General features: G+C 72.7%; 21 protein-coding genes. 9 read left to right on the top strand and 12 right to left on the bottom strand.

Features of this window, described 5'->3' with window-relative positions; genetic code table 11:
• Nucleotides 1–11 precede the first annotated feature (11 nt).
• From BM288_RS06195 to BM288_RS14440, 4 genes are all read right to left on the bottom strand, one after another.
• Nucleotides 12–905: a 3-hydroxyacyl-CoA dehydrogenase family protein gene (locus tag BM288_RS06195; RefSeq protein WP_092916980.1), complete on the bottom strand. Its 894-nt coding sequence runs from the start codon at nt 903–905 to the stop codon at nt 12–14.
• Entirely contained in the window at nt 902–1,639 is a 738-nt protein-coding gene (locus BM288_RS06190; protein ID WP_092916978.1) for an enoyl-CoA hydratase/isomerase family protein, read from the bottom strand. The genes BM288_RS06195 and BM288_RS06190 overlap by 4 nt, the downstream gene beginning before the upstream one ends.
• Before the next feature lie 94 nt (nt 1,640–1,733).
• Nucleotides 1,734–2,918 carry a thiolase family protein gene (locus tag BM288_RS06185; protein ID WP_092916976.1) on the bottom strand — a complete coding sequence of 395 codons (1,185 nt, stop codon included), beginning with the start codon at nt 2,916–2,918 and terminating at the stop codon, nt 1,734–1,736.
• Nucleotides 2,919–3,236: 318 nt separating this feature from the next.
• Nucleotides 3,237–3,386, bottom strand: coding sequence for a hypothetical protein (locus BM288_RS14440; RefSeq protein WP_177220277.1), 150 nt, complete (start codon nt 3,384–3,386; stop codon nt 3,237–3,239).
• A 169-nt stretch (nt 3,387–3,555) separates the two neighbouring features.
• Here BM288_RS14440 and BM288_RS06180 point away from each other — a divergent pair, with 169 nt between their 5' ends.
• The 5 genes from BM288_RS06180 to lepB all read left to right on the top strand — a co-directional run bounded on the left by BM288_RS06180 (nt 3,556) and on the right by lepB (nt 7,794).
• Nucleotides 3,556–4,080 carry a DinB family protein gene (locus tag BM288_RS06180; protein WP_092916974.1) on the top strand — a complete coding sequence of 175 codons (525 nt, stop codon included), beginning with the start codon at nt 3,556–3,558 and terminating at the stop codon, nt 4,078–4,080.
• The gene (locus tag BM288_RS06175; RefSeq protein WP_318255368.1) at nt 4,081–4,902 is read left to right on the top strand and encodes an HAD-IIB family hydrolase; all 822 of its coding nucleotides are present in this window, start codon (nt 4,081–4,083) and stop codon (nt 4,900–4,902) included.
• A gap of 170 nt (nt 4,903–5,072) precedes the next feature.
• Entirely contained in the window at nt 5,073–5,654 is a 582-nt protein-coding gene (locus BM288_RS06170; protein WP_092916972.1) for a hypothetical protein, read from the top strand.
• A 50-nt stretch (nt 5,655–5,704) separates the two neighbouring features.
• Nucleotides 5,705–7,315 (top strand): multicopper oxidase family protein, encoded by a 1,611-nt coding sequence (locus BM288_RS06165; RefSeq protein ID WP_092916970.1) that lies wholly within the window; start codon nt 5,705–5,707, stop codon nt 7,313–7,315.
• The gene (lepB, locus tag BM288_RS06160) at nt 7,297–7,794 is read left to right on the top strand and encodes a signal peptidase I (protein ID WP_092916968.1); all 498 of its coding nucleotides are present in this window, start codon (nt 7,297–7,299) and stop codon (nt 7,792–7,794) included. Before BM288_RS06165 ends, lepB begins: the two co-directional genes overlap by 19 nt.
• A gap of 10 nt (nt 7,795–7,804) precedes the next feature.
• Here lepB and BM288_RS06155 read toward each other — a convergent pair whose 3' ends face one another.
• The 3 genes from BM288_RS06155 to BM288_RS06145 form a co-directional block, all read right to left on the bottom strand.
• Nucleotides 7,805–8,962 carry an acyl-CoA dehydrogenase family protein gene (locus BM288_RS06155; RefSeq protein ID WP_092916966.1) on the bottom strand — a complete coding sequence of 386 codons (1,158 nt, stop codon included), beginning with the start codon at nt 8,960–8,962 and terminating at the stop codon, nt 7,805–7,807.
• A 105-nt stretch (nt 8,963–9,067) separates the two neighbouring features.
• Nucleotides 9,068–9,472, bottom strand: coding sequence for a type II toxin-antitoxin system VapC family toxin (locus tag BM288_RS06150; RefSeq protein ID WP_092916964.1), 405 nt, complete (start codon nt 9,470–9,472; stop codon nt 9,068–9,070).
• 1 nt (nt 9,473) lies between these two features.
• Entirely contained in the window at nt 9,474–9,704 is a 231-nt protein-coding gene (locus BM288_RS06145) for a hypothetical protein (protein WP_092916962.1), read from the bottom strand.
• 85 nt (nt 9,705–9,789) lie between these two features.
• Between BM288_RS06145 and BM288_RS06140 the strand changes: the two genes are divergently transcribed.
• On the top strand, nt 9,790–10,878 hold the full coding sequence (locus BM288_RS06140; protein ID WP_092916960.1) for a C45 family autoproteolytic acyltransferase/hydrolase: 1,089 nt from the start codon (nt 9,790–9,792) through the stop codon (nt 10,876–10,878).
• 62 nt (nt 10,879–10,940) lie between these two features.
• On the opposite strand, the gene BM288_RS06135 is transcribed toward BM288_RS06140, so the two are convergent.
• A complete protein-coding gene (locus tag BM288_RS06135) occupies nt 10,941–13,439 on the bottom strand; it encodes an ATP-dependent DNA ligase (protein ID WP_318255367.1) in 2,499 nt (832 codons plus the stop codon).
• Between the two features lies 1 nt (nt 13,440).
• Nucleotides 13,441–14,430, bottom strand: coding sequence for a non-homologous end joining protein Ku (ku, locus tag BM288_RS06130; protein ID WP_318255366.1), 990 nt, complete (start codon nt 14,428–14,430; stop codon nt 13,441–13,443).
• 84 nt (nt 14,431–14,514) lie between these two features.
• Between ku and BM288_RS06125 the strand changes: the two genes are divergently transcribed.
• Nucleotides 14,515–15,624 carry a carboxylate-amine ligase gene (locus tag BM288_RS06125; RefSeq protein WP_092916956.1) on the top strand — a complete coding sequence of 370 codons (1,110 nt, stop codon included), beginning with the start codon at nt 14,515–14,517 and terminating at the stop codon, nt 15,622–15,624.
• 53 nt (nt 15,625–15,677) lie between these two features.
• On the opposite strand, the gene BM288_RS06120 is transcribed toward BM288_RS06125, so the two are convergent.
• From BM288_RS06120 to BM288_RS06110, 3 genes are read right to left on the bottom strand one after another with little or no spacing between them, the layout of a single operon-like run.
• The gene (locus BM288_RS06120) at nt 15,678–16,337 is read right to left on the bottom strand and encodes a dienelactone hydrolase family protein (RefSeq protein WP_092916954.1); all 660 of its coding nucleotides are present in this window, start codon (nt 16,335–16,337) and stop codon (nt 15,678–15,680) included.
• Between the two features lie 27 nt (nt 16,338–16,364).
• Complete coding sequence (locus BM288_RS06115; protein WP_177220276.1) at nt 16,365–19,022, bottom strand: ATP-binding protein; 2,658 nt, start codon at nt 19,020–19,022, stop codon at nt 16,365–16,367.
• The gene (locus BM288_RS06110; protein ID WP_318255365.1) at nt 19,019–21,655 is read right to left on the bottom strand and encodes an ATP-binding protein; all 2,637 of its coding nucleotides are present in this window, start codon (nt 21,653–21,655) and stop codon (nt 19,019–19,021) included. Before BM288_RS06110 ends, BM288_RS06115 begins: the two co-directional genes overlap by 4 nt.
• 92 nt (nt 21,656–21,747) lie before the next feature.
• On the opposite strand from BM288_RS06110, the gene BM288_RS06105 reads away from it, so the two are divergent.
• Together BM288_RS06105 and BM288_RS06100 are read left to right on the top strand one after the other, a co-directional pair.
• Nucleotides 21,748–22,593 carry a DUF1206 domain-containing protein gene (locus BM288_RS06105; RefSeq protein WP_092916948.1) on the top strand — a complete coding sequence of 282 codons (846 nt, stop codon included), beginning with the start codon at nt 21,748–21,750 and terminating at the stop codon, nt 22,591–22,593.
• A gap of 41 nt (nt 22,594–22,634) precedes the next feature.
• The gene (locus BM288_RS06100) at nt 22,635–23,480 is read left to right on the top strand and encodes a DUF1206 domain-containing protein (protein ID WP_092916946.1); all 846 of its coding nucleotides are present in this window, start codon (nt 22,635–22,637) and stop codon (nt 23,478–23,480) included.
• The last annotated feature ends 4 nt before the right edge of the window (nt 23,481–23,484 follow it).

Here is a 23,484-nt window from a genome sequence, read left to right as displayed (position 1 = left end):
CCATCTGGCGTTCAGTCGTCCCACGTGTAGAAGCCGCGGCCGGCCTTCTTGCCGAGGCGGCCCTCGGCGACCATGTCGCGCAGCAGCTGCGGCGGCGCGAAGCGGGGGCCCAGGTGCTCGTGCAGCTGCTCGGCGATGCCGAGCCGCACGTCGAGCCCCACGATGTCGGTGGTGCGCAGCGGGCCCACCGGGTGCTTGTAGCCGAGCTCCATGGCGGCGTCGATGTCACCGGGGCTCGCGACGCCCTCCTCCACCATCCGGATCGCCTCGAGCCCCAGCGCGACGCCGAGCCGCGAGCTGGCGAAGCCGGGCGCGTCGTGCACCGTCACGGGCGTCTTGCCGATCGCCTCGACCCATGCGCGCGCGTCGTTGGCCAGCCGCGGCTCGGTGGCCTCGCCCAGCACGATCTCCACCAGGGCGGATGCGGGCACCGGGTTGAAGAAGTGCAGGCCCAGGAAGCGCTCGGGCCGGGCGAGACCCGCCGCCAGCCGGTCGATGGAGATGGAGGAGGTGTTGCTCGCCAGCGCCGCGCGGTCGGACAGGACGGCCTCGACGCGCGCCAGCGCATCCGTCTTCAGCCCCTCGTCCTCCGGCACGGCCTCGATGACGAGGCCGCTGTCGGCGAAGGCGGCGGTCTCGAGGGCGACGCTGATGCGGCCCTCGAGCTCGCCCAGCGGCTCGGACCAGCCGCGCTCGACGCTCTTCCTCAAGCTCGCGGTCATGCGCTCGCGGGCGGCGTCGGCCGCCGCCTCGTCGCGCTCGACGATCACGACCTGGCTGCCGGCGAGCACGAAGGCGTGCGCGATGCCGGCGCCCATGCGGCCGCCGCCGAGCACGCCGACGCGCTCGGGGGCGCCCGCGCCGACCACGGCGTCGGTGTCGTCTGCCTGCGTGGTGTCGGTCATCGCTTGCGCCTCTCGAGGAACTCGGTCATGCGGCGCTGCTTCTCGTCGCTCTCGAACAGCACCGACTGCTCGCTCAGCTCGATCGCCGGGTGGGCGCTCGCGGGCGCGAGCAGCGCGCGCTTGGTCGCCTGCGTGGCGGCGGGGTCGAGCGTCGCGATGCGCTCGGCCAGCTCGGTGGCCCGGGCCAGCGCAGCCGCTGGCTCGAGCACAGCGCTGACGAGGCCGGCGGCGAGCGCCTCGTCGGCGCCCAGGATGCGGCCGGTGAGCAGCATCTCGCTGGCGAGCGCGCTGCCGACGATCTCGGGCAGCCGCCAGGTGGCGCCGGCGGCGGCGATGATGCCCAGGCCCGTCTCGGGGTTGCCGATCGTGAGCGTCGGCGTGCCGATGCGGATGTCGGCGGCGTAGGCGAGCTCGGCCCCGCCGCCGAGCGCGTAGCCGTCGAGCACGGCGATCACGGGCATCGGCAGGGCGCGGATGCGCTGGAAGCAGCGGGTGTTGATGCCCTCGAGCGCGTCGGCGGCGCGGCGCGCGCGCAGCTGCGCGATGTCGGCGCCCGCCGCGAACGAGCCGCCGGCGCCGGTGAGCACGAGCGTGCGGCGCTCGACCTCGAGCCGGGCGCAGAGCGCGTGCAGCGCGTCGACCAGCTCCTGGTCGATGGCGTTGCGCTTCTCGGGCCGGTCGAGGGTGGCGAGCACGTGCGTGTCGTGCTCCTCGATGCGCAGGGTGGCGCTCATCGCCCCGCCCCGATCTCAACGTGTGAGGCGGTCGATAGGCGCATATATCGCGGCGAGCGACCACCTGACACGTTGAGATTCGCAGCCGGGGCGATCACACGCGCTCCAGGATGATCGCGGTGCCCTGGCCGACGCCGACGCACATGGTCGCCAGGCCCCGGCCGGCGCCCTCGCGCTCCATGCGGCCCAGCAGCGTCACCACGAGGCGCGAGCCCGAGGAGCCCAGCGGGTGGCCGAGCGCGATCGCGCCGCCGTCGGCGTTGACGAGCGAGTCATCGAGGCCGAGCCTGCGGATCGTGCCGATCGACTGCGTCGCGAAGGCCTCGTTGAGCTCCACCGCGCCCAGGTCGCTGATCGACAGCCCGGTGCGCGCGAGCAGCTTCTCGGTCGCCGGCACGGGCCCCAGCCCCATGATCTCCGGCGCGATGCCCGCGCTCGTGCCGCCGACGACGCGCGCTCGCGGCGCGAGCCCGAGCCGCTCGACGGCCGCGTCGCTGGCGACGATGATCGCCGATGCGCCGTCGTTGAGACTGGATGCGTTGCCCGCGGTGACCACGGAGCCACCAGTGACGACGGGGCGGAGGCGCGCCAGCGCATCCATCGTCGTCTCCCGCCGCGGGCCCTCGTCGTCCGTCACCTCGCCGGCGCGGGTCGGCACCGCGACGATCTCGTCGTCGAAGCGTCCCGCGTCGATCGCTGCGATCGCGCGCTCGTGCGAGCGCAGCGCGAAGGCGTCGGCCTCCTCGCGGGTGATGCCGTCGACGCGCGCGACCTCCTCGGCGGTCTCGGGCATCGAGAAGGTGGCCTTGTCGCGCTCGAGCAGCCGGGGGTTCGTGAATCGCCAGCCGATCGAGGTGTCGAAGGCTTCGCCGGGCTTGGCCCAGGGCTTCGCGGGCTTCGCCTGCACCCAGGGGGCGCGCGTCATCGACTCGACGCCGCCGGCGATGACGATGTCGGCGTCGCCAGCGCGGATCATCTGCGAGGCCATGATGATCGCCGACATGCCGCTGGAGCAAAGCCGGTTGACGGTCATGCCCGGGATCTCGTCGGGCAGGCCCGCGAGCAGCGTGGCCATGCGGGCGACGTTGCGGTTGTCCTCGCCGGCCTGGTTGGCGCCGCCGAGGATCACCTCGTCGATCGCGCCCGGGTCGACGCCGGCGCGGCGCACGGCCTCGGCGACCACGAGGGCGGCGAGGTCGTCGGGGCGCACACCCGCGAGCGCGCCGCCGTAGCGGCCGACGGGAGTGCGCACGCCGCCGACGAGAAGGGCCTCTGGCATGGGACTCCTGACTGCGTCATCGCGGTGACGATCGCTGGGATCGCGAGCGGACCGGAATTAGTGACCGATCGTTCAGGAATACAGTACGGGCGAGCGGATGCGCGTGCAAGCGCGCACCGTCGCCGTACGTCGCGTCGGCTGCTGGCGCACGACCGGCGGCGCCCGTCCGCCGGCGCTCGTCGCGTCGGTCGCGCCGCTCTCTCACCGGTCGCCGCCGGTCAGACGGGCAGGTGGTACCGCGAGCCCGATAATCGTGTTGCGGAACCAAGGAGCCGTCTGAAGCGCGGCAGCGCGGCCGGGAGGAGGCCGCCGGCGCGCTCAGCTCTGGCGCAACCGTCGGGCCAGAGCGCCGAGACTCCACGCGCCGACGATCACGGCGCCGCCGAGCACCACGATCGTCGCGGTCGCGAGCGCCAGGGTGGCGAGCGCGGCGTTCGCGATCGTGCCGAGCAGGTCGAACATGTCCATGGTGGGCTCCTCACACCTCTGCGGTCGGCCGCCCTCCGTGCGGGGGCGATCCGTCTGCCTTCGACGCTACGAATCGCGGGCCGGCCGCCGCATCCGCCCATCGGTCAGAGCGGGTCATCCCTGCGGATGATCCGTGCGGCGGCGGCCGGCCGCGTGGGATGGTGGAGGCATGCCGATCGAGCCCGACACCAAGGACTGGACATGGGTGCTGCACGAGCGCTGCCCCGAGTGCGGGTTCGACCCGCTGGAGGTCGATCGCGACGACCTCGGCCGCCGCATCCGGCACGCCGCCGCCGCGATGCACCAGCGGCTGCACGGCGAGGCCGTCGCCGAGCGTCCCGACGACGCCACCTGGTCGCCGCTCGAGTACGCGGCGCACGTGCGCGACGTGTGCGGCGTCATGGAGACGCGGCTGCACCAGCTGCTGCACGAGGACGACCCCGAGTTCGCGAACTGGGATCAGGATCGGGCCGCCGTCGATGGCGACTACGCGAGCCAGGACCCCGAGCACGTGGCCGCCGCGCTCGACCTCGCCGCCGCGAGCCTGGCCAATGCGGCGGATGCGGTACCCACCGACGCGTGGGATCGCACAGGCAGGCGGTCCAACGGCTCGGTCTTCACGGTGCGCACGCTGCTGGAGTACGCGCTGCACGACCTCGAGCACCACGCGTTCGACGTCACGCGGGCCCGCTGAGTGGCCGCTGACTGGCGGGAGCTGCCGCGGAACCTCGACATCCGGCTCGTCGTCGCCGACATGGACGGCACGCTGCTCGACGCCGACGGCCGCGTGCCCGACACCTTCTGGCCGCTGCTCGAGCGCATGCACGAGCGCGGGATCGCGTTCGCGCCCGCGAGCGGGCGGCAGCTCGCGACGCTCGAGCATGTCTTCGAGCGCGCCGGCACCCTCTCGTCGATCGCCGAGAACGGCGCGATCGTCACGCACGACGGCGAGGTGATCGGAACAACCACGGTCGAGGCGGATGCGCTGCGGCAGATCGTGCACCGCGTGCGGGAGACGGAGGGCGAGCTCGGCCTCGTGGTGAGCCGGCGCGAGGTCGCATCGATCGAGTCGCGGGATGCCGAGTTCGTCGAGCAGGCGCACAAGTACCACGTGGCGCTCGAGTCGGTCGATGACCTGCTCGCGCACACCGACGACGTGCTCAAGCTCGCGATGTACGCGCTGCGCACGGATTCGACGAGCGCCGCCGCGCACTGGATCGAGCCGGCGCCCGCGGGGCACCGGATCATGATCGGTTCGCCCCACTGGGCCGACATGACGCGTGACACGGTCGACAAGCGACTGGGCGTCGAGGCGCTGCAGCGCGAGCTCGGTGTGACGCCCGCGCAGACCGTGGTCTTCGGCGACTACCTCAACGACCTCGGCATGCTCGCCGACGCGGACTGGACCTTCGCGATGGCCAACGCGCACCCCGATGTGGCCGCGGTCGCCCGCTACCGCGCGCCCAGCAATCGCGAGCACGGCGTCGTGCAGGTGCTCGAGCACCTGCTGCGGTAGCTGGCGCTCCTGCCGCCGTGCCCTCCGGGGAGGCGCTGGACCGCTGAGGCGCTGAACCTCTGAGGCGCTGAACCTCGAGGCGCCGCCTGACGATTCCGTGCGCGAGATCCTGCGGGAACGCTGACGCTGGTGCGCGCTCGTTCGAAAGGCTGGTGCGTAACAGTGTTCGCGTGGCGATCTCCGCTCCTCAGCAGGAGCTTCCGAATCCCCCGAGACCCCCGAAGCAGCGGGCCCCGCAGTCTCTGAGCGCGCGGCTCCGCCAGCCCCGCATCCTGCTCGCGGCCGCCCTGCTCATGGTGATCGGCGCAGGCTCGGGCATCCTCGTCGGTCACATGGCGAACAGCGAGCCGGCCGCGCACCTCGGCGCCGCGGCTGTCGTGCCCGGCGGACTCGCGCGCGTCAACGGGGTGATCCCGCTCGAGAGCGACGGATGGCTCCCGGTCGATGCCGCCGCGGTGCTCATGGAGCCCGTTCCAGCCGGCAGTCACCTGGTGCGCGTCGAGCTGGAGCTGACGGCGATGGACGCCCAGGGCATCGCCTTCTCCGCTGACGACTACACGATCCTGGGACTCGGGTCGGATCGCCTCGACGTCCTCTGGGCCTCTCCCGAGGTGGCCGAGGCGCGGCAGGGCAGCGTCGTCAGCGCCACGCTCGTCTACGAGATACCCAACACGGCGGTGGCCTTGACGCTCGAGGGCGAGCACGGCGGCCGCCTGGCGCTGGGGACGGCGCACCACCTACCGGAACGTTGATGTCGGCGGCAGAGGGCCGCTGACGGCTGTCGGAGTGCAAGGAGGCACGCATGACACTCACTCGGCGTCAGTTCCTGCTGTTCGGCGGGCTCGGCGCGCTCGGCGCAGCGGCTGCGGTGACCGTTCCGCTCAGCAGCGTCGATGCGAAGTCCGCCAGCCGCCTGCGCGATGCGGACATGCCTCGCCCGTTCCGCACGGCGTTCGCGCAGGCGCCCATCCTGCGGCCCCGGTCGACGGGCTTCGACCCGATCGACGGTGCCCCGGTCAACTACTACACCGTGACGCAGATGGCGGCCGTCGCGGCCATCCTGCCTCGGCTGACGACGCCCATCCTGGGCTACAACGGGATCTTCCCCGGCCCGACGATCAGCATCGAGCGGGGCACGCGGGCCGTGCTGCGCGTGCGGAACCAGCTTCCCGCGAGGCACCCGATCGACGGCCACGTGCTCTCCACATCCACGCACCTGCATGGCTCGGCGTCGCTGCCGCAGTTCGACGGCTACGCGAGCGAGGTCGTGAACCAGGGGTTCAGGAAGGACTACCACTACCCGAACGGCCAGCAGGCGAGGACGCTCTGGTTCCACGACCACGCGGTCCACAAGACGGCGATGAACGTCTATGCGGGGCTCGCGGCGCAGTACCACGTGCACGACCCGTTCGAGCGGCAGGTCCTGCCGCAGGGGCAGTTCGACGTGGCGCTCACGATCAGCGATGCGATGTTCGCCTCGAACGGCTTCCTGGCCTACGACGACCGGGACCATTCCGGCCTGTGGGGCGACGTCATGCTGGTCAACGGCAGGGCTTGGCCGGTGATGCAGGTGCAGCGCCGCGTCTACCGGTTCCGCATCCTCGACGCATGCGTCTCGCGCTCGCTGCGGCTGGCGCTGAGCACCGGAGACGCCATGACGGTGGTCGCGACCGACGGCGGCCTCGTGCCCGTCGCGCAGCCGGTCTCGAGCTTCCGCCTCGCCAGCGGCGAGCGCTACGAGGTGCTCATCGACTTCCGCAAGTTCAGCCCCGGCCAGCGCATCGTGCTGCGCAACCTCTCCAACGAGAACAATCGCGACTACGACCACACGGACAAGGTGATGGCCTTCGACGTGGTCGATGCGGCGGTGAACACCGGTGATCCCACCTGGAACACCATCCCGACGACGCTCCAGCGCAGCGAGATCATGTCCCTCACCCCTGCCCAGTCGACGAAGACCCGCAGGTTCCGGCTCAAGCACCACGACGTCACCAACGAGTTCAGCATCAGCGAGGAGACGTGGGCGGATGTGGTCGCAAGCGGCTTCCGCAGGGTGATCGCCAACCCCGCTCTCAACGCGGTCGAGACGTGGGAGTTCGAGAACAGCTCGGGCGGCTGGCACCACCCGATGCATCTCCATCTGGTCGACTTCCAGATCCTCAGCCGCAACGGCAAGGTCCCCTTCGCGCACGAGAAGGGACCCAAGGACACGGTCTACGTCGGCGAGGAGGAGACCGTGCGGCTGCTCGTCAAGTTCGGCCCGCATCGCGGCAAGTACATGCTGCACTGCCACAACCTGCCGCACGAGGACTTCGACATGATGGCCCAGTTCAGCGTCGGCCTGGTCGACGGCCAGTACGACCCGAACGACCCGATGACGGCGGCCCCACCCTCATGGGACGACGGACGCTGAGCACGTCGACGCCGGTCAGGATCACCGCTGCGGTGCTGCTGGGAGCGGTCGCGGTCGTCGGCCTGCGGCTGTGGGTGATGGAACCGCTGACGGTCTCCTCCGACAGCATGGAGCCGACCGTGATGCAGGGCAGCACCGTGCTGGTCTCGCGGTGGCAGCCGCCGCCGGTCGGTGCCGATCCCGGCCAACTGGTGGTCTTCCGCAGCCCTGAGGACGGGCACAGCATGCTCAAGCGGGTCGTCGCAGTCGCAGGTCAGACCGTGGCTGTGCAAGACGGCGTGCTGTACGTCGACGGGGTCGCCGTGCGCGAGCCGTACGTCGACCACGGGCACGTCGACGGCACGTTCTTCGGGCGGCTGCGCGTCCCCGCCGATCACGTCTTCGTCCTCGGCGACAACCGGGAGTTCTCGACGGACTCTCGCGACTTCGGCCCCGTGCCCCTCGAGGCCGTCATCGGCGCTGTGCTGTGGACGGGCTGATCGGGCGCCGTCACCCGCGGAAGGCCGCCAGCCCCGTCAGCGCCTGCCCGATGACGAGCGTGTGCACCTCGTCGGTGCCCTCGTAGGTGCGCACGCTCTCGAGGTTGGCGGCGTGCCGCATGGGGGAGTGCTCGAGCGAGACGCCGTTGCCGCCCAGGATCGCGCGAGCCTCGCGGCAGATGTCGATCGCCGTGCGGCAGGAGGCGAGCTTGCCCATCGAGATCTCGTGCGGCCGCAGCTGCCCGGCGTCCTTGCGGCGGCCCAGGTGCAGCGCGAGCAGCTGCGCCTGCTGCAGCGACAGCACCATCTCGGCCAGCCGCGCCTGCGTCAGCTGCATGGCCGCGAGCGGGCGGCCGAAGACCTCCCGCTCACCGGCGTAGGCGAGCGCCGTCTCGAGCGCATCGCGCCCGGCGCCCAGCGCACCCCAGGCGATGCCGAAGCGCGCCTCGTTCAGGCACTCGAACGGCGCTCGCAGCCCGCGCGCCTCCGGCAGCCGCATCGACTCCGGCACGCGCACGCCCTCGAGCGCGATGTCGCACTGGATCGACGCCCGCATCGACAGCTTCGGCTCGATCGGCGTCGCCGTGAAGCCGGGCCTCGAGGTCTCCACCAGGAACCCCCGCACCCCCTCGTCGGTCTGCGCCCAGATGACGGCCACGTCGGCGATCGACGCCAGGCCGATCCAGCGCTTCGCGCCGTCGAGCACCCAGTCGTCGCCGTCGCGGCGCGCGAAGGTCTGCATCGCGCCCGGGTCGCTGCCCGCGTTCGGCTCGGTGAGCCCGAAGCAGCCGATCGCCTCGCCGCGCGCCATCCGCGGCAGCCACGCCTGCTTCTGCGCCTCCGAGCCGTGCTTGAAGATCGCCGTCATCGCGAGCGAGCCCTGCACCGACACGAACGTGCGGATGCCGCTGTCGCCCGCCTCGAGCTCCTGCATCGCGATGCCGTACTCCACGGCCGAGCGCCCTTCGCATCCGTACCCGGTCAAGTGCATGCCCAGCAGCCCCTCGGCCGCGAGCTTCGGCACCAGCTCACGCGGGAAGTGCGCCCGCTCGAACCAGTCGGCGATGTGCGGCCTGATCTCGCGATCGACGAGCCCGCGCACGCGCGTCCGCGTTGCGCGCTCCTCGTCGGTCAGCAGCGACTCGAGATCCAGCAGGTCGGTGGTCATGCGCACATCCTGCCGCAGGCGGCGGGGTGATGACGGCCTCGACCGCTGCGCGACGCGGTCGCGGACGGCGAGGACCAGGTTCGCACGGATGCATCCTGCTCGTGCCTAGGGCCAGGTCTCGATCACGGCCGTCTGGCCCGGGGCTCTCTCAAACTTCCGATCGTCTGTGAGCAGCGGCATGGTGAGCGACTCCGCGAGCGCCAGGTAGAACGCGTCGTACGCGGTGAAGTTGTCTCGCAGGGCGAGCACCCGTCGTTGGTGCGGCTGCATCGGGTAGCGCAGTAGAGGCAGATCAGCGAAGTCGTCGAGCATCTGCTGCGCGCGCTCGACGGTGATCTGGACGAGAGGCTTGGAAGTCATCAGCAGACCGCGGACCGCCGAGGTCACCTCTGCATCGATGAGCGCCGGCGCATGGATGTGCCGCTGTCGGCTGAAGCGGTTGCGCAGCTCGACGTCGTCGCGCCGGTTCTGCAGCAGGCGCACGACGATCGAGGCGTCGACGACCGTCATCTCACCGCCGGCCGTCGTCGATGAACGACCGGACGTCGTCGCCGCTGGCCTCGATGTGGTCGCGGGCCGTGATGCGCGCCAGCACCTCGCTCATCACTGGGCGGGACGCATCATCGTGGATCAGATCCCGCAGGTAGCTCGACAGCGACATGTTGCGGGCGGCCGCGCGTGCGCGCAGCGCTTGCGCGTCCTCGGCCGGGACATCGCGGACCTGGATGATCTCGCTGCTCATGACCCGAGGCTACCGCAGATGCATGAAAGATGCATGAAGCGCGGTGGTCTCGACCGCTGCTCGGCGTGGTGGCACCATCAGTGGCATGCGGGTGATCGAGCTGAGACTGACGGATGCGTCGCCGCAGTCACGCGGGGAGGCCTACGGCACCTCCGTGGCCGTCCACGTGCGCGACGTGATCGAGCGCTATCGGCAGGCGTACGCGACGCTCGGCGTGCCGGCCGGTGTCGCGGAGGAGATCGCCGCCGCCTCGATCGCGCCGACGAGAGTATGGGCGCCCGAGCAGGCGGCCGAGCTCGACGGCATAGCCGCAGGCGCCGGTGTGCCGCTGCTCGACCTCATGCTGCTCAACGCCCGCACCGAGATCCTCTCGCATGCCCCGGCACCGCCGACGGAGTGCTCGACCGTCGTCGCGTTGCATCCCGGCCGGCACCCGCAGACGCTGCAGACCTGGGACTGGAACGGCGACCTCGTGCCGACCGCCGTACTGCTCGAGGGGCTCGTCGGCGGCCGCGTCGTGCGCACGTTCGCCGAGGCCGGCATGCTGGGCAAGATCGGCGTCGCCCGCCAGCCGGGCTCACCAGGCCTCGGCGTGCACTTCAACATCCTCCACCACCGCTCCGACCGTTCAGCGGTGGGCGTTCCGGTGCACGTGGTCATGCGCCGCATCCTCGACGAGGCGCGCGATCTCGACGAGGCGATCGCCATCGCGCGCAGCGCGCCGCTGGGCGCCTCGACCGTGCTGACGGTCATCGAGGGCGAGAGCGAGCGCAGGCACGCGCGGGCCGCGAGCCTCGAGCTCTCGCCCGCCGGTGTCGGCGTCGTCGAGCCCGACGGCGGCTTCCTCGCGCACACGAACCACTACCTCGACCCTGCGCTCGCCGAGGGTGAGGCGGCCCGGGCGAGCTCGACCACCTGGCGGCGGCTGCTGCACACGCTCGTGCAGCGTGAGCCGATCATGGCGGCGACGGATGCGGTGGCGATGGCCGGCGCGATGTGCGGCTCCGCGGGCGCGGACGCCCCCGTGTGCGTCGTCGCCGCGCCCGACGCGGCGTTCGCCGAGCGCTGGTCGACGCTGCTGACGGCGTCGCTCGACGTCGAGGCGGCGGCGATCGACTGGTTCGCCGGCCCGCCCAGCGGCCTGACCGCCGCGACCGTGCGCCGCTTCCCCTGAGCGCGCCGCACCCTCCTTGAGCGCCTCGCCGCTCCCTGAACGTGCGGCGCCCGCCCGAGCGGCTACTCCGGGTTGAGATCCGCCAGCGACTTGTCGGGCCGCAGCCCGCGCCAGACCGGATGCCGCAGCGCGCCGGCGGCGGTCTGCTCGGTGTGCTCGACCTCGCCGACGGCCGCCCGCACCCAGCGGGCCTTCCGCGCCACATCGGCCGGCAGCCCGTCGATCGCAGGAACGGTGGTGCGGGCCCGCAGCTGGTCGCGCAGCCGATCCCGGTCCGCGCTCGAGAAGCCCGTGCCGACGCGGCCGGCGTAGCGCATCCGCCCGCCCTCGCCCGGCAGCGCGAGCACGAGCGAGCCGACGGTGCCGGCGAGCGAGCCGTTGCCCTCGAGCCAGCCCACCACGACCACCTCGCGCATCAGCTGGTGCTTCAGCTTGAGCCAGTCGGTCGAGCGGGCGCCGGGCCGGTAGCGGCTGTCGTGCCGCTTGGCGATGACGCCCTCGAGGCGGCGCTCGGCGGTCACCTCGAGGATGCGCTCGAGCGAGCCGCGCAGCGGCTTCGAGATCTTCACCCGCGCGCTCTCGTGCACGAGGTCATCGAGGTGCGACTGCCGCTCGTCGAGCCGCTGCTGCACGAGCCGCTCCCCGCCGACCTCGAGCAGGTCGAACAGCATGATGGTCGCCGGCGACTCCTTCGCGGCACGTGCCGCCTGCCGGCCACTGAGCCCGGCGCGATCCTGCAGCGCCTCGAAGCTCGCCGCGCCGCGCGCGGGTCCGGAGCGGTGCAGCACCACGATCTCGCCGTCGAGCACCGCGTCGCCGGTGCGCACGCCGTTCGCGAGCGCCTCCACCAGCTCGGGGAACGCCGCCGAGAGGTCGCGACCGTTGCGGCTCAGCAGCCGCAGCGAGCCACCGCTCGCCGGGTCGCCGACCTTCTGCACGATCGCCCGCCAGCCATCCCACTTCACCTCGAACGACCACTCGCGCTCGTCATCGATGTCGGATGCGTCGCCGGCGGCCGCGAGCATCGGCCGCAGGTCGGTCGGGCGGTCGCCCTTGGCCCCCGCCTTCTTGCCCGCGAGCCGCTTGCCGCCCGCCGCCTTGCCGCCCGCTGCCTTGCCGCTCGCCGCCTCGCCGTCCGCAGCCCCCGCCGCGCCGGAGCCGGCCGGCGGCGCATACCCCTTCTTGCGCGCATCGCGCACCGGGTCCTGCTCCTTCATGCGGTGCACGAGCCACTGCCGCTTCGCCGCGTCGGTGCGGATGAGCGCGAAGCGGTAGGGCTCGCCGCCGAGCCCGCCGTCGGGTCGCCCGCGCAGCGTGCCGATCACCTCGTCGTCGCGCCACTTCTCGAGCTCGTAGTCGCCGGCGTCCCAGATCTCCACCTTGCCGGCGCCGTACTCGCCCTTCGGGATGGTGCCCGCGAACGAGCCGTACTCGAGCGGGTGGTCCTCGGTCTGCACCGCGAGCCGGTTCTGCTTCGCGGTGGCCGGCAGCCCCTTCGGCACCGCCCATGACACGAGCACGCCCTCCTGCTCGAGGCGGAAGTCGTAGTGCAGCCGGCTCGCCTGGTGCTTCTGGATCACCCACGAGGTGCCCTCGCCCGGGGTCGCGGGCTCTGCGGGCACGGGCTCCGGGGTGCGGGCGGCCGAGCGCATGCCGCGATACTTCGCGAGCCGATCCGGCGGCGGGTCGAGCGAGGCGATGATGTCGCCGTCGCGCTCCAGTCGCGCGAGCACCTCCTGATACTCCAGCTGCTCGAGCCCGCCCGCCTCCACCTCGTCCCATGTGCGCGGCGCCGCGACGCTCGGCCGCAGCCGCCCGCGCAGCGAGTACGGCGCGACGGTCGTCTTCGAGGCCGAGTTCTGGCTCCAGTCGATGAGCACCTTGCCGCGCCGCAGCGACTTCTTCATGTCGCTGACGATCTCGTCCGGGTGCATCTGCTCGAGCGAGCGCGCCAGCTGGTGCGCCACCTCGCTCGCCTGCTCGCTCGTCACCGTGCCGTCGAGCCGCGCGTAGAGGTGGATGCCCTTCGAGCCGCTCGTGAGCGGGAACGGCTCGAGCCCGATATCGGTCAGCAGCTCCCGCACCCACAGCGCCACCCGCGCGCAGTCGTCGAGGTCGGCGCCCTCGCCCGGGTCGAGGTCGAGCACCAGCCGGTCGGGGTTCGCCTTCTCGCCGTCGACCATCCGCCACTGCGGCACGTGCAGCTCGAGCGCTCCCATCTGCGCCATCCAGGCGAGCGTCCCGGCCTCGGTCAGCAGCGGGTACTGCTTGGGCCCGGTCGAGTGCCGCTGCTCGACGGTCTCGATCCAGTCGGGCGCGCCCTTCTCGAGCGTCTTCTGGAAGAACAGGTTGCCGGGCTTGCGCGCCGTGCCGACCCCGTCGGGCCACCGCTTGCGGGTGACGGGGCGGCCGGCCGCGTGGGCGATCAGGGGTTCGGATGCGCGCAGCACGTACTCGAGCACGTCGCGCTTGGTCGTCCCGGTCGCCGGGTACAGCACCTTGTCGCCGTTCGTGAAGCGCAGCGTGCGCCCGCCGACGGTGATGCGCTCGGCCGCCGCCACGTCAGGCGGACTTCTTCTTGGCCGCCGGCTTCTTCTCGGCGGACTTCTTCGCGGTCGACTTCTTGGCGCCCGACTTCTTCGATGCCGGCTTCTTGGTCGCGACCTTCTTCGTCGTCGACTCGCCGTCGGCGGCCGCCTGCTTGGCCGCCTTCTGCTTGGCCGTGCCCTTCGCGGCCGAGCCCGACGCATCCGCCTCACCCTTGCCGCCCGAGCGCTTCTTCTCGACCGAGCGCTGCAGCGCCTCGAGCAGATCGATCACCTCGGCGCCCTCGCCCTCCTCGGCCTCGCCGAAGGTGGCGGCGGTGTCGAGCGCGTCGCCCTGCTCGAGCTTCGCCTCCACCAGCTTGTGCAGCTGCTCCTGGTACTCGTCGACGTACTGCTCGGGCTCGAAGTCGGCCTCGAGGTCGCGCACGATCGAGCGTGCCAGCTCCATCTCGCGCTTGCCGACGGTGATGTCGGCGTCGAGGCTCTCGAACTCGGCCGCGCGCACCTCATCGGACCACCGCATGGTCTGCACCGTCAGCACGCCGTCGCGCACCCGCATCGAGGCGAGCCGCGTGCGCTGCCGCAGCGAGAGCTTCACGACGGCGGTGCGCTCGGTCTCCTCGAGCACCTGCCGCAGCAGCATGTAGGCCTTCGGACTCTTCGAGTCGGGCTCGAGGTAGTAGCTGCGCTCGAACAGGATCGGGTCGATCTGCTCGTTCGGCACGAACTCCATCACCTCGATCTCGCGGCTCTTCTCGGCCGGCAGCGCCTCCATGTCCTCGTCGGTGAGCACCACCGTCTGCTCGCCGTCGTCGTAGGCCTTGTCGATGTGCGCGTACTCGATCTTCTTGCCGCACACCTCGCACTTGCGCTGGTACCGGATCCTGCCGCCATCGGCGTCGTGCACCTGGTGCAGCTGCAGGTCGTGCTCCTCGGTCGCCGAGTACAGCTTCACGGGCACGTTGACCAGCCCGAAGGTGATCGAGCCCTTCCAGATCGCTCGCATGCGCCTACTGTCTCCCACGCGGCCACCGGGCGCCAGGGGCGGATTCTCAGCCTCGCGCGAGGGAGGTCGGGGACAATCCAGGGCATGATCGACCCCCGGCCGACCCAGGCCAGCCCTCGCACGATCGGCGTCGAGGAGGAGGTCATCCTGCTCGAGCCCGACACGCTCTCGCCGATCGACGTCGCCGACGAGGTGATCGGCGAGCTCGTCGACCTCGACGCGAGCGCGAGCTGGATCACGCACGAGTTCCTGCGCGCGCAGCTGGAGTTCTCGTCGCCGGTGCTCGCCGACGGCGACGCGGCCGAGCGGGTCGTGCGCGCGTTCCGCGACGTGCTGAGCCAGGCGGCGGCCCGACGCAGCCTCATCCCCGCGAGCGTCGGCACCGCCCACGGCCGCGGCGCCTCGAGCACCGCCGAGGGCGATCGCTACCTGCGCTTCGACACCGAGCTGGGCGCCATCCGGCCCGACCACCAGATCCAGGGCCTGCACGTGCACGTCGCGATCGCCTCGCGCGAGGAGGGCGTCGCGATCATGCGGGCACTGCGCCCCTGGCTCGCGCCGCTGCTCGCGCTGACCGCCAACTCGCCGAGCTTCGCCGGCGCCGACACCGGCTTCGCCAGCTGGCGCACCATGATCGGCCGCCGCTTCACGACCGCCTCGGCGCCGCCGATCTTCGCCGACGCCGAGGACTACGAGCGGCGCATCCTGGCGCTGGTGGGCGTCGGCACCACCTTCGACACGGCCTCGCTCGCGTGGATGATGCGGCTCGCCGAGCGCTGGCCGACGATCGAGTTGCGGCTGTTCGACGCGCAGCTCTCGGCGGGCGAGACCGTCGCGACGGCGCTGCTGTCGCGGGCGCTCGTCGAGGTCGCCGCGGCGGGCGGGCTGCCGCACGCGGAGGCCGCCGCCCAGCCGGAGCTCGTCGACGCGGCCATCTGGCACGCCGCCCGGCACGGCCTCGACGATGGGCTCGTCGACCCGACCACCGCCCGGCTCGCGCCCGCGTGGGAGGTGATCGACCGCATGGTCGAGGCCGCGCGGCCGGCGCTGCGCGCCGCGGAGGACGAGCAGCGGGTGGATGCGCTCCTGGCGCGCGTCCGCACCGAGGGCAACGGCGCGACCCGGCAGCGCGCCGCGCTCTCCGGCGGTGACGCCGCGCTCGGCCGCATGCTGCGCGAGAGCTTCATCGCGTAGGCGGCCCGGTCATCAGCTCGGGACCGCCTCGAGCGCGTGCGCCCGCCCGGACGTCAGCTCGCGACCGGGCCGAGCAGGTGCGCGCGCAGGAACGCGAGTGTCGCCTCCCAGGCCGCGGCCGACGCATCCGCACTGAACTTCTGAGCCACCTGCTCGTTCTGGAAGCCGTGCACCGCGCCCGCGTAGTGGCGGATCTCGACCCCGTCGAAGCCCTCGCCGGCCAGCCGCTCCCGCATCGCGGTGGGCGACTCCCTGCCGCGCCAGGAGTCGCGCTCGGCGAGCTGGAACAGCACCGGCACCCGCAGCGGCACGCGCACGTCGCGCGCCGAGCCGTAGTAGGCGACCACCGCATCCACCGAGCCCTGCGCCGCGTACTCGAGCGCGATCATGCTGCCCATCGAGAAGCCGACCAGCGCGGCCGCCGGACTGCCGAGCGCGCGGGCCTCGCCGATCGTCTCGCTCACGATGCGGTGCGCGCCATCCATGTCGGCGGTGCGCTCCTTCAGCAGCACCCGCGCGTCGGCGTCGGCGGTCGAGCTGCGGCCGTCGTAGAGATCGGGCACGGCGACCCGGAATCCCTCCGCCGCCAGCCGAGCGCCGAAGGACTCGGCCCAGGGCAGGCGCCCGTTCCAGTCGTGCAGCACCACCACGACCGGGTCGCCCTCGGTGCCGTGCCAGCGGGTCGCGGTGTCGTCGCCCGTGCTGATCGCCATGCTGCTCCTTCGCTCGTCGCGGCCACGCTAGCCGGTGCTGCCCGTGCGCCCGGTCAGTGCGTAGTCGGCGGCCTCGAAGGCGCCGTATTCGCGGCCGCGCTTCTCAGCGACGCGCAGCCGGTCCGGATCCACCCGCTCGGCGAGCTCCGCGAGGTAGCGGGTGTGGAAGACGAAGGCGGGCGCATCGAACATCGCGGTGCGCTTGCGGATCGCCGCGGCGGCGCCGGCGAGCACACCGGCCCGCTCGACGTCGTCGCGCGTCGCGGCGGTCGCGGCGAGCCCCTCGAGCCCGTACGCGATGCCCTCCTCGTGGCGCAGCGCCACCGAGCCGGCGACCGCATCGAGCAGCATCCGCTCTGCCTCCTCGACGCGGCCCACGAACAGGTGCATGCGAGCGAGGTGGTGCGTCGCGACGGTGGCGGCGAAGCGATCGCCGCTGCCGACAGCGGCCTCGACGGCGCGCTGCGATTGCGTGGTGGCCGACGCGAGGTCGCCGGTGAGCGCCGAGATGCGCGCGAGCGCGACGAGCGCGAGGCTCTCGCCCCATCCCGCGCCGAGCTCGTGGAACCGCCGTGTGCCCTCGTGCAGCCACGCGCCGGCCTGCTCGATGTCGGGATCGGCGGTGTTGATCTCGGCGAAGCCAGCGGTGGCGATGCACATCGCGGCGCCGAGGTCGTCGCCATCGGCGGCGAAGTCGGCGGCCGCGGCGAGCAGCCCGGTGGGGATCTCATGCGATGGCCGCAGCCACATGTCGCGCCAGGCGATGAAGAACGCCGCGGTCGCCCGCGCGCGCGGCGACACCGTCTCGGCGGGCCGCGCGAGCACCTCCTCCATCCACAGCGCGACCTCCATCAGGTACGCGCCCATCCACCAGTAGAGGAACAGCCGCCAGGCGACATCGGCGGCCATCTCGACATCACCGGCGCTCGTGAGGTGGCGCACCGCGGCTCGCAGGTTAGAGCGCTCGAGGTTCAGTCGCTGCACGGCCGACATCTGCTGACTGAAGCCGAGCCCTCGCCCCTCGCGCCGTGCCAGCTCGGCGTAGACCGCCGCGTGCGCGCTGCGCGCGGCGTCCTCCTCGCCCGTCTCGCTCAGCCGCTCGATCCCGTGCTCGCGCACGGTCGCCAGCATCGAGAAGACCGCTTCGCCATCGATGTCGGCCTGCTCGACCAGAGAGCTGTCGACGAGGGCCTCGAGCGCCGCGACCACGTCGACATCCCATCCGCGCGCTGCGGCGAACGCCTCGACCGACTCGAGCGTGAAGCCGGGGGCGAAGACGGCGAGCTCCCGCAGCACGCGGCGCTCGGACTCGGCCAGCAGCCCCGTCGACCACTCGATCGTCGAGCGCAGCGTGCGCTGCCGCGGCGGCAGGTCGCGCGAGGCGTCGACGAGCAGCGGCAGCTGGCGATCGAGCCGCTGCAGGATGGCCGCGGGGGTGAGCACCCGCATGCGCGCAGCGGCGAGCTCGATCGCGAGCGGCAGGCCCTCGAGCACCCTGCAGATCCCGACGATCGCCTCGATGTTGGCCTCGGTCACCTCGAAGTCGGGCTTGACGGCGTGCGCGCGCTCGACGAGCAGCTCGACGGCAGGGGCCGTGCGCGCGCGAGCGACCGAGTCCGGCGACGCCGGGTCGTGCGTGGCGAGCGGCGGCACGTCGACGACCCGCTCGCCGCGCACGCGCAGCACCGCACGGCTCGTGACGAGGAACGTCGCGTCGGGCGCGATCGTGAGCAGCCGCACGAGGATCGGCGACGCGGCGACGAGCTGCTCGAAGTTGTCGAGCACGAGGAGCATGCGCCTGCCCTCGAGCGCGATCGCGAGGCGCTGCTCGATCGGCAGCTCGCCGCTGTCGCGCACGCCGATCGCGTGACCGATCGTCGGCAGCAGCAGCTCGGGCTCGAGCACGTTCTCCAGCGGCACGAACGCCGTGCCGTCGGGGAAGTGCGCGCCGGCGGCCTCCGCGATCGCGATCGCGAGGCGGCTCTTGCCGATGCCGCCCGGCCCCAGCAGGGTCACGAGCCGGTTGTCGCGATCGGCCAGCAGCGCGAGCACGGCGGCGAGCTCTCGGTCGCGGCCGACCAGCCGCGTGTAGGCCGAGGGGATGCGGGCGGCCAGCAGGTCGGGCCGGCCTTCGGCGGTCGCGGGGCCGGCTACCGAGCGCGCGCTGTCGAATCGTTCGGCGAGCAGCGTCGCGAGGTCTGCCTCGACGAGCTCCGCGAGCTCCTCCGGCGATGCGTAGGCCTTGTAGGAGGCGGCGTCGTCGCGCTCGATGCGGTCGACGAGCTCGTCGAGGCGCGGCTCCCGCTCCGCGCCCGCCAGCAGGTAGATGAGCCGCGGCATGCCGGCCGGCGCGAGCCGGTACTCGTCCTCGAGGCCGGAGATCGTCTCGTCCGGCGCGATCCAGCCGTAGCGCTCGCCGTAGATGCCCACGAACACGTCGCTCTGCTCGAGGTAGGCGCGGTAGAGGTCGCGTGGCGGATGCGGCCGCGCGCCCAGCTCGAACATCACCGGCGCGAGCCGCAGCCGTTCGATCGCGGCGCGCACGGCACGGCGCTCGGCCTCGAGCTCGCGGAGCGTCGACGAGACGAACACGCGCAGGCGCTGGTCGGGGGTGCGGATGCGTGTGCCCGCGTCGTGCGCGGTGGTCGCGCGGGCGGGTGCGCGCGGCTCCTTCGCGGCGCTCACCATCCCACCAGCGAGGCGGCGATCCGCTCGAGCTCGGGGGCGGGCAGCGCGAGCGCGATCGCCTCGGGCACTGTGAGCTCGGCACCGCGCAGCTCGCCGGCGGCCACCGCGCGGGGGTCGGCGGCGCGGATGCCGTCGAGCTGCGGCGTGTGCACCGTGAAGACCTCGGCGTCGAACACCCCGATGCGCTGGCGGATGGTGTCGGCCGCCGCCGCGAGCGTGCCCGCGCGCTCGGCGTCGCCGCGCGCGGCCGCGACCGCGCAGAGCCCCTCGAGCCCGTAGGCGACGCCCTCCTCGAAGTGCAGCCTGGTCGAGACGAGCAGCGTGCGGATGCAGCCGCTCTCGGCCGCGTCCACCTCGCCGCGCACCAGCTGCAGCCGGGCCTGGTGGTTGCCGGCCACCGAGAGCGTGAAGAGGTCGCCGCTCGCCTCGGCGACCTCGGTCGCGCGGTCGAAGTGCGACTGCGCCTCGTCCTGCTTGCCGCGCAGCCACGCAAGCCTGCCGCGCGAGACCTCGGTGATCGCCTCCGCCCATCGGTTCTCGAGCGCGCGGAGCCGTTCGACCGCCTCGCCGAGCTCGCGCTCGGCGGCGTCGAGCTCTGGCAGCGGCAGCTGCAGTCGCGCCGTGGCGCGCGCGGCCACGCTCATCGCCGCGGCGTCCTCGTCGCCGCTCTCGGTGAACAGCCGCACGCACTCGCCCAGTCCGGCGACGACCTGCTCGGTCGGCCGCTGCCACATCTCGCTCCAGAGGGCGAAGAACCACGCGACGGCGCGCGTGTGCGGGGTGATCGGCTGCTCCTTGTCGAGCAGCTCGAGCATCCACACGCGCACCTCGCCGAAGAAGCCGGCGATCCACCAGTAGACGAGCAGCCGCCAGGCGAAGTCGCCCGCGTCGTCGAGCCGGTCGATGTGCACGAGGTGGCGCACGGCCGCGCGCAGGTTGGGCAGCTCGAGTCCGAGCTGCACCACCGACTCGGCCTGGCCGGGTCCGCGCAGGCCCGGCGCGACGCGGGCGACGAGCGCGCTGTAGTGGTCGGCGTGCGCGGCGCGCATGCGCCCGGCCTCGCCGCGCTCCTTGAGCCGGCCGAGGGAGTGCTCGCGCACGACCGCCAGCAGCGACAGCACCGAGCGCCCGCCGAGCTGCGCCTGCTTGACGAGCGAGGCATCGACGAGTGCGGCGACCCCCTCCATCGCGCGGCCCTCCCACGCCCGGCCCGCTCCGAGCGCCTCGACCGCCTCGAGGGTGAACTGGCGGGCGAAGACGCCGAGGTCCTCGAGCAGCCCGCGATCCTCGTCGCCGAGCAGGCTCACGCTCCAGTCGATGGTGGCGCGCATCGTCTGGTGCCGGTCGGGCAGATCCCGCGCCGCGGCCGTGAGCATCGGCAGGCTCTGCTCGAGCCGCTCGGCGATGCCCTGCGGGGTCAGCATGCGAGCCTTCGCCGCGACCAGCTCGATCGCGAGCGGCAGCCCCTCGAGCCGGCGGCAGATGTCGGCGATGGCCGCCGCGTTCTCGTCGGTGAGCGCGAAGCCGGGGTTCACGGCCCGCGCACGGTCGACGAAGAGGCGGCACGCCGCCGACCGCTCGGCGCGCGCGGCGCCCGCACGACCGCGCGCCGCATCCGGTACCCCGAGTGCCTGCACGTCGTAGACGCGTTCGCCGCGGATGCGCAGCACGACGCGGCTGGTCACGAGGAAGGTCGCGCTCGGTGCGAGCGAGAAGAGCCGCACGAGCAGCGGCGCGGCGTCGATGATCTGCTCGAAGTTGTCGAGCACGAGCAGCACGCGCCGGCCCTCGAGCGCCCGGGCGACGCGTTCCTCGAGCACCGCCTCGCCGTTGTCGCGGATGCCGAGCACGTACGCGATCGTGGGCAGCAGCAGGCCGGGCTCGAACACGCCCTCGAGCGGCAGGAAGTAGCGCCCGTCGGGGAAGAGGTCCTCGGTCGCTCGCGCGATCTCGACCGCGAGCCGGCTCTTGCCGATGCCGCCCGGGCCGATGAGGCTGATCACCCGATCGCTGCCGGCGGCGAGCAGCTCCCGCACCTCGCCGAGCTCGCGCTCGCGGCCGATCGTGGAGGTGTACGGCACGGGGAGGCGCAGGTCGGGCGTCGGCGGGATCTCGTCGGCGCCGCCCGAGGCGTGGCTCGGGGTCGGGCGCGATTCGTCGAAGCGCTCGGCGAGCAGGGTCGCGAGGTCGCTTATCACCTGCTCCTGCAGCTCGGCTGCGGAGCCGAACGGGAGGTAGGCGGCGGTGTCGTCCTGCTGGATGCGCTCGATGAGCGCCTCGAGCCGTGGTTCCCGCTGCTCGGAGGCGCGGATGTAGATGAGCTTCGGCATCTCCGGCGGCGCGAGCCGGTACTCGTCCTCGAGGCCCGAGAGCTCCTCGCCGGCCGCGACCCACCCGTAGCTGTCGCCGTAGATGCCGAGGAAGACGTCGCTCTGCGCGAGGTACGAGCGGTAGAGGCTGCGCGGCGGATGCGGCCTGGCGCCCAGCTCGAACATCACCGGCGCGAGCCGCAGCCGCTCGATCGCGGCACGTACGGCGCGGCGCTCGTCGGCGAGCTCGCGCAGGGTGGAGCTGACGAAGACCCGCACGCGCTGATCGGGGGTGCGGATCACGGGTCGGCGCCCACTCATTGCCACATCTTCGACCCAGCAGGCACTGCTGCGCCACGATCTTCTGCGAATCCTGGGACGATCACAGGGGGACAGGGCCATAGGGTGGCCACGTGGTCGACGGAGATGGTGCGCGCATCGCGGCGTCGCGGGCGAAGGATGCGGCAGGTCGCGCGAGCGACGGGGCGCAGGATGTCGCCGAGCGGGCAGGGCGGCATCCCGCCGCAGACTGGGTCGAAGGCGTCGGCCAGGTCGCCAACGGCGTCGTGCACCTCATCATCGGCGGCATCGCCCTGGGCGTCGCGCTGGGCTCGGGCGGCTCCGCCGACCAGTCGGGCGCCATGCGCGCGCTGCAGCAGACCCCGCTCGGCGGCATCGCCCTGTGGGCGGTCGGCATCGCGATGGTGCTGCTCGCGCTGCACGCCTTCGTCAGCGCCATCGCCGCCTCGCGGCGCGACGGGAAGGATGCGCTGAAGCACGCCGGGCGCGGCATCGCCTACGCCGCGGTCGGCTCGACGGCACTCGTCTACGCGGTCGGCGGCTCGTCGAACAGCGAGCAGAGCACGGACTCCATCTCCTCGCAGCTGATGGCCACGCCCGTCGGTCCGTGGCTGGTCGGCGCGGTCGGCGTGGCGATCGCCGGCATCGGGATCTACTTCGTGGTCAAGGGCGTACGGCGCACGTTCCGCGAGGACGTCTCGCCGCCGCGCAGGTTCCGCCGGCTGGTCGATCTGCTCGGCACCGTCGGCTACGTCGCCAAAGGGCTGGCGGTGGTCGTCGTCGGGGTGCTGTTCCTGACCGCGGCCGTGCAGCACGATCCCGAGGAGGCCGGCGGCCTCGATGCGGCGCTGCAGTCGCTCACCACGGTGCCCGGCGGCGTCTTCGCGCTGGTCGGCATCGCCGTGGGGCTGATGCTCTACGGCATCTACTGCTTCGCCCGCGGCGCCTGGTCGCGCTGAGGCCCCAGGCGATCCCTGGCCGGCGCGACTAACGTTGGCCCATGGCGTCGAGCGAGGGGCTGCAGGAGCCGCTGTCGGACGCGGCGGATGCGGCCTCGCATGCCGCGCACAAGGCGCAGCGCGCCGCCGCCGGGGCCGAGGAGCATCGCGCGACCTCCTGGGTCGAGAGCGTCGGCCAGTCGGCGAACGGCGTCGTGCACATGGTGATCGGCGGCATCGCGCTCGGCATCGCGTTCGGCGCGGGAGGACCCGCCGACCAGTCCGGCGCCATGCGCGCGATCGAGCGCACGGCGGTGGGCGGCGTCGCGCTGTGGGTGGTCGGCATCGCGCTCGTCGCGCTCGCGCTGCATGCCTTCGTCATCGCGATCGCCGAGTCGCGTCGCAGTCGGCGCGACGCCCTGCGCGCGGCGGGTCGCGGCATCGGTCACGCGGTCGTCGGCGGCACGGCGCTGGTCTTCGCGCTCGGCGGCGAGGTCGACGGCGAGCAGGCGACCGAGACGGTCTCCTCTGCCGTGATGGCGAGCCCGGCGGGGCTGTGGGTCATCGGCGCCGCGGGCCTCGTGATCGTCGGCGTGGGGGTGGCGTTCGTGCTGCGGGGGCTGCGCAGGAAGTTCTTCGAGGATGTGGCCCCGCCGCGACGATTCCGGCGGCTCGTCGAGGCGCTCGGCATGCCGGGCTTCGTCTCGAAGGGGGTCGCGATCGGCATCGTGGGCGTGCTGTTCGTGCTCGCCGCCGTGCGGCACGAGCCCGATGACACCGGCGGGCTCGACGGCGCGCTGCAGTCGCTGACCACCGTGCCGGGCGGCGTGATCGCGCTGGTCGCGATCGCGATCGGCCTCATCGTCTACGGCGCCTACTGCGTCGTGCGCGGCATCTGGGCGCGCTGAGCGC

Origin of the sequence: Agrococcus baldri, from assembly GCA_900114805.1 — a bacterium.
Taxonomy (GTDB): Bacteria; Actinomycetota; Actinomycetes; order Actinomycetales; family Microbacteriaceae; genus Agrococcus; species Agrococcus baldri.
The sequence above is the reverse complement of the archived record's forward strand: the minus strand, read 5'-3'. Positions and strand labels throughout refer to the sequence as shown.

What these genes read in the sequence shown, in the direction of transcription:
- BM288_RS06155 (WP_092916966.1), bottom strand. Translation starts at nt 8,962, where the DNA reads ATGACCACCGACCTGCTGGATCTCGAGTCGCTGCTGACCGACGAGGAG.
- BM288_RS06100 (WP_092916946.1), top strand. Translation starts at nt 22,635, where the DNA reads ATGGCGTCGAGCGAGGGGCTGCAGGAGCCGCTGTCGGACGCGGCGGAT.
- BM288_RS06150 (WP_092916964.1), bottom strand. Translation starts at nt 9,472, where the DNA reads ATGACGGTCGTCGACGCCTCGATCGTCGTGCGCCTGCTGCAGAACCGG.
- BM288_RS14440 (WP_177220277.1), bottom strand. Translation starts at nt 3,386, where the DNA reads ATGGACATGTTCGACCTGCTCGGCACGATCGCGAACGCCGCGCTCGCC.
- BM288_RS06185 (WP_092916976.1), bottom strand. Translation starts at nt 2,918, where the DNA reads ATGCCAGAGGCCCTTCTCGTCGGCGGCGTGCGCACTCCCGTCGGCCGC.
- BM288_RS06140 (WP_092916960.1), top strand. Translation starts at nt 9,790, where the DNA reads ATGCGGGTGATCGAGCTGAGACTGACGGATGCGTCGCCGCAGTCACGC.
- BM288_RS06145 (WP_092916962.1), bottom strand. Translation starts at nt 9,704, where the DNA reads ATGAGCAGCGAGATCATCCAGGTCCGCGATGTCCCGGCCGAGGACGCG.
- ku (WP_318255366.1), bottom strand. Translation starts at nt 14,430, where the DNA reads ATGCGAGCGATCTGGAAGGGCTCGATCACCTTCGGGCTGGTCAACGTG.
- BM288_RS06190 (WP_092916978.1), bottom strand. Translation starts at nt 1,639, where the DNA reads ATGAGCGCCACCCTGCGCATCGAGGAGCACGACACGCACGTGCTCGCC.
- BM288_RS06120 (WP_092916954.1), bottom strand. Translation starts at nt 16,337, where the DNA reads ATGGCGATCAGCACGGGCGACGACACCGCGACCCGCTGGCACGGCACC.
- BM288_RS06195 (WP_092916980.1), bottom strand. Translation starts at nt 905, where the DNA reads ATGACCGACACCACGCAGGCAGACGACACCGACGCCGTGGTCGGCGCG.
- BM288_RS06165 (WP_092916970.1), top strand. Translation starts at nt 5,705, where the DNA reads ATGACACTCACTCGGCGTCAGTTCCTGCTGTTCGGCGGGCTCGGCGCG.
- BM288_RS06180 (WP_092916974.1), top strand. Translation starts at nt 3,556, where the DNA reads ATGCCGATCGAGCCCGACACCAAGGACTGGACATGGGTGCTGCACGAG.
- lepB (WP_092916968.1), top strand. Translation starts at nt 7,297, where the DNA reads ATGGGACGACGGACGCTGAGCACGTCGACGCCGGTCAGGATCACCGCT.
- BM288_RS06110 (WP_318255365.1), bottom strand. Translation starts at nt 21,655, where the DNA reads ATGAGTGGGCGCCGACCCGTGATCCGCACCCCCGATCAGCGCGTGCGG.
- BM288_RS06125 (WP_092916956.1), top strand. Translation starts at nt 14,515, where the DNA reads ATGATCGACCCCCGGCCGACCCAGGCCAGCCCTCGCACGATCGGCGTC.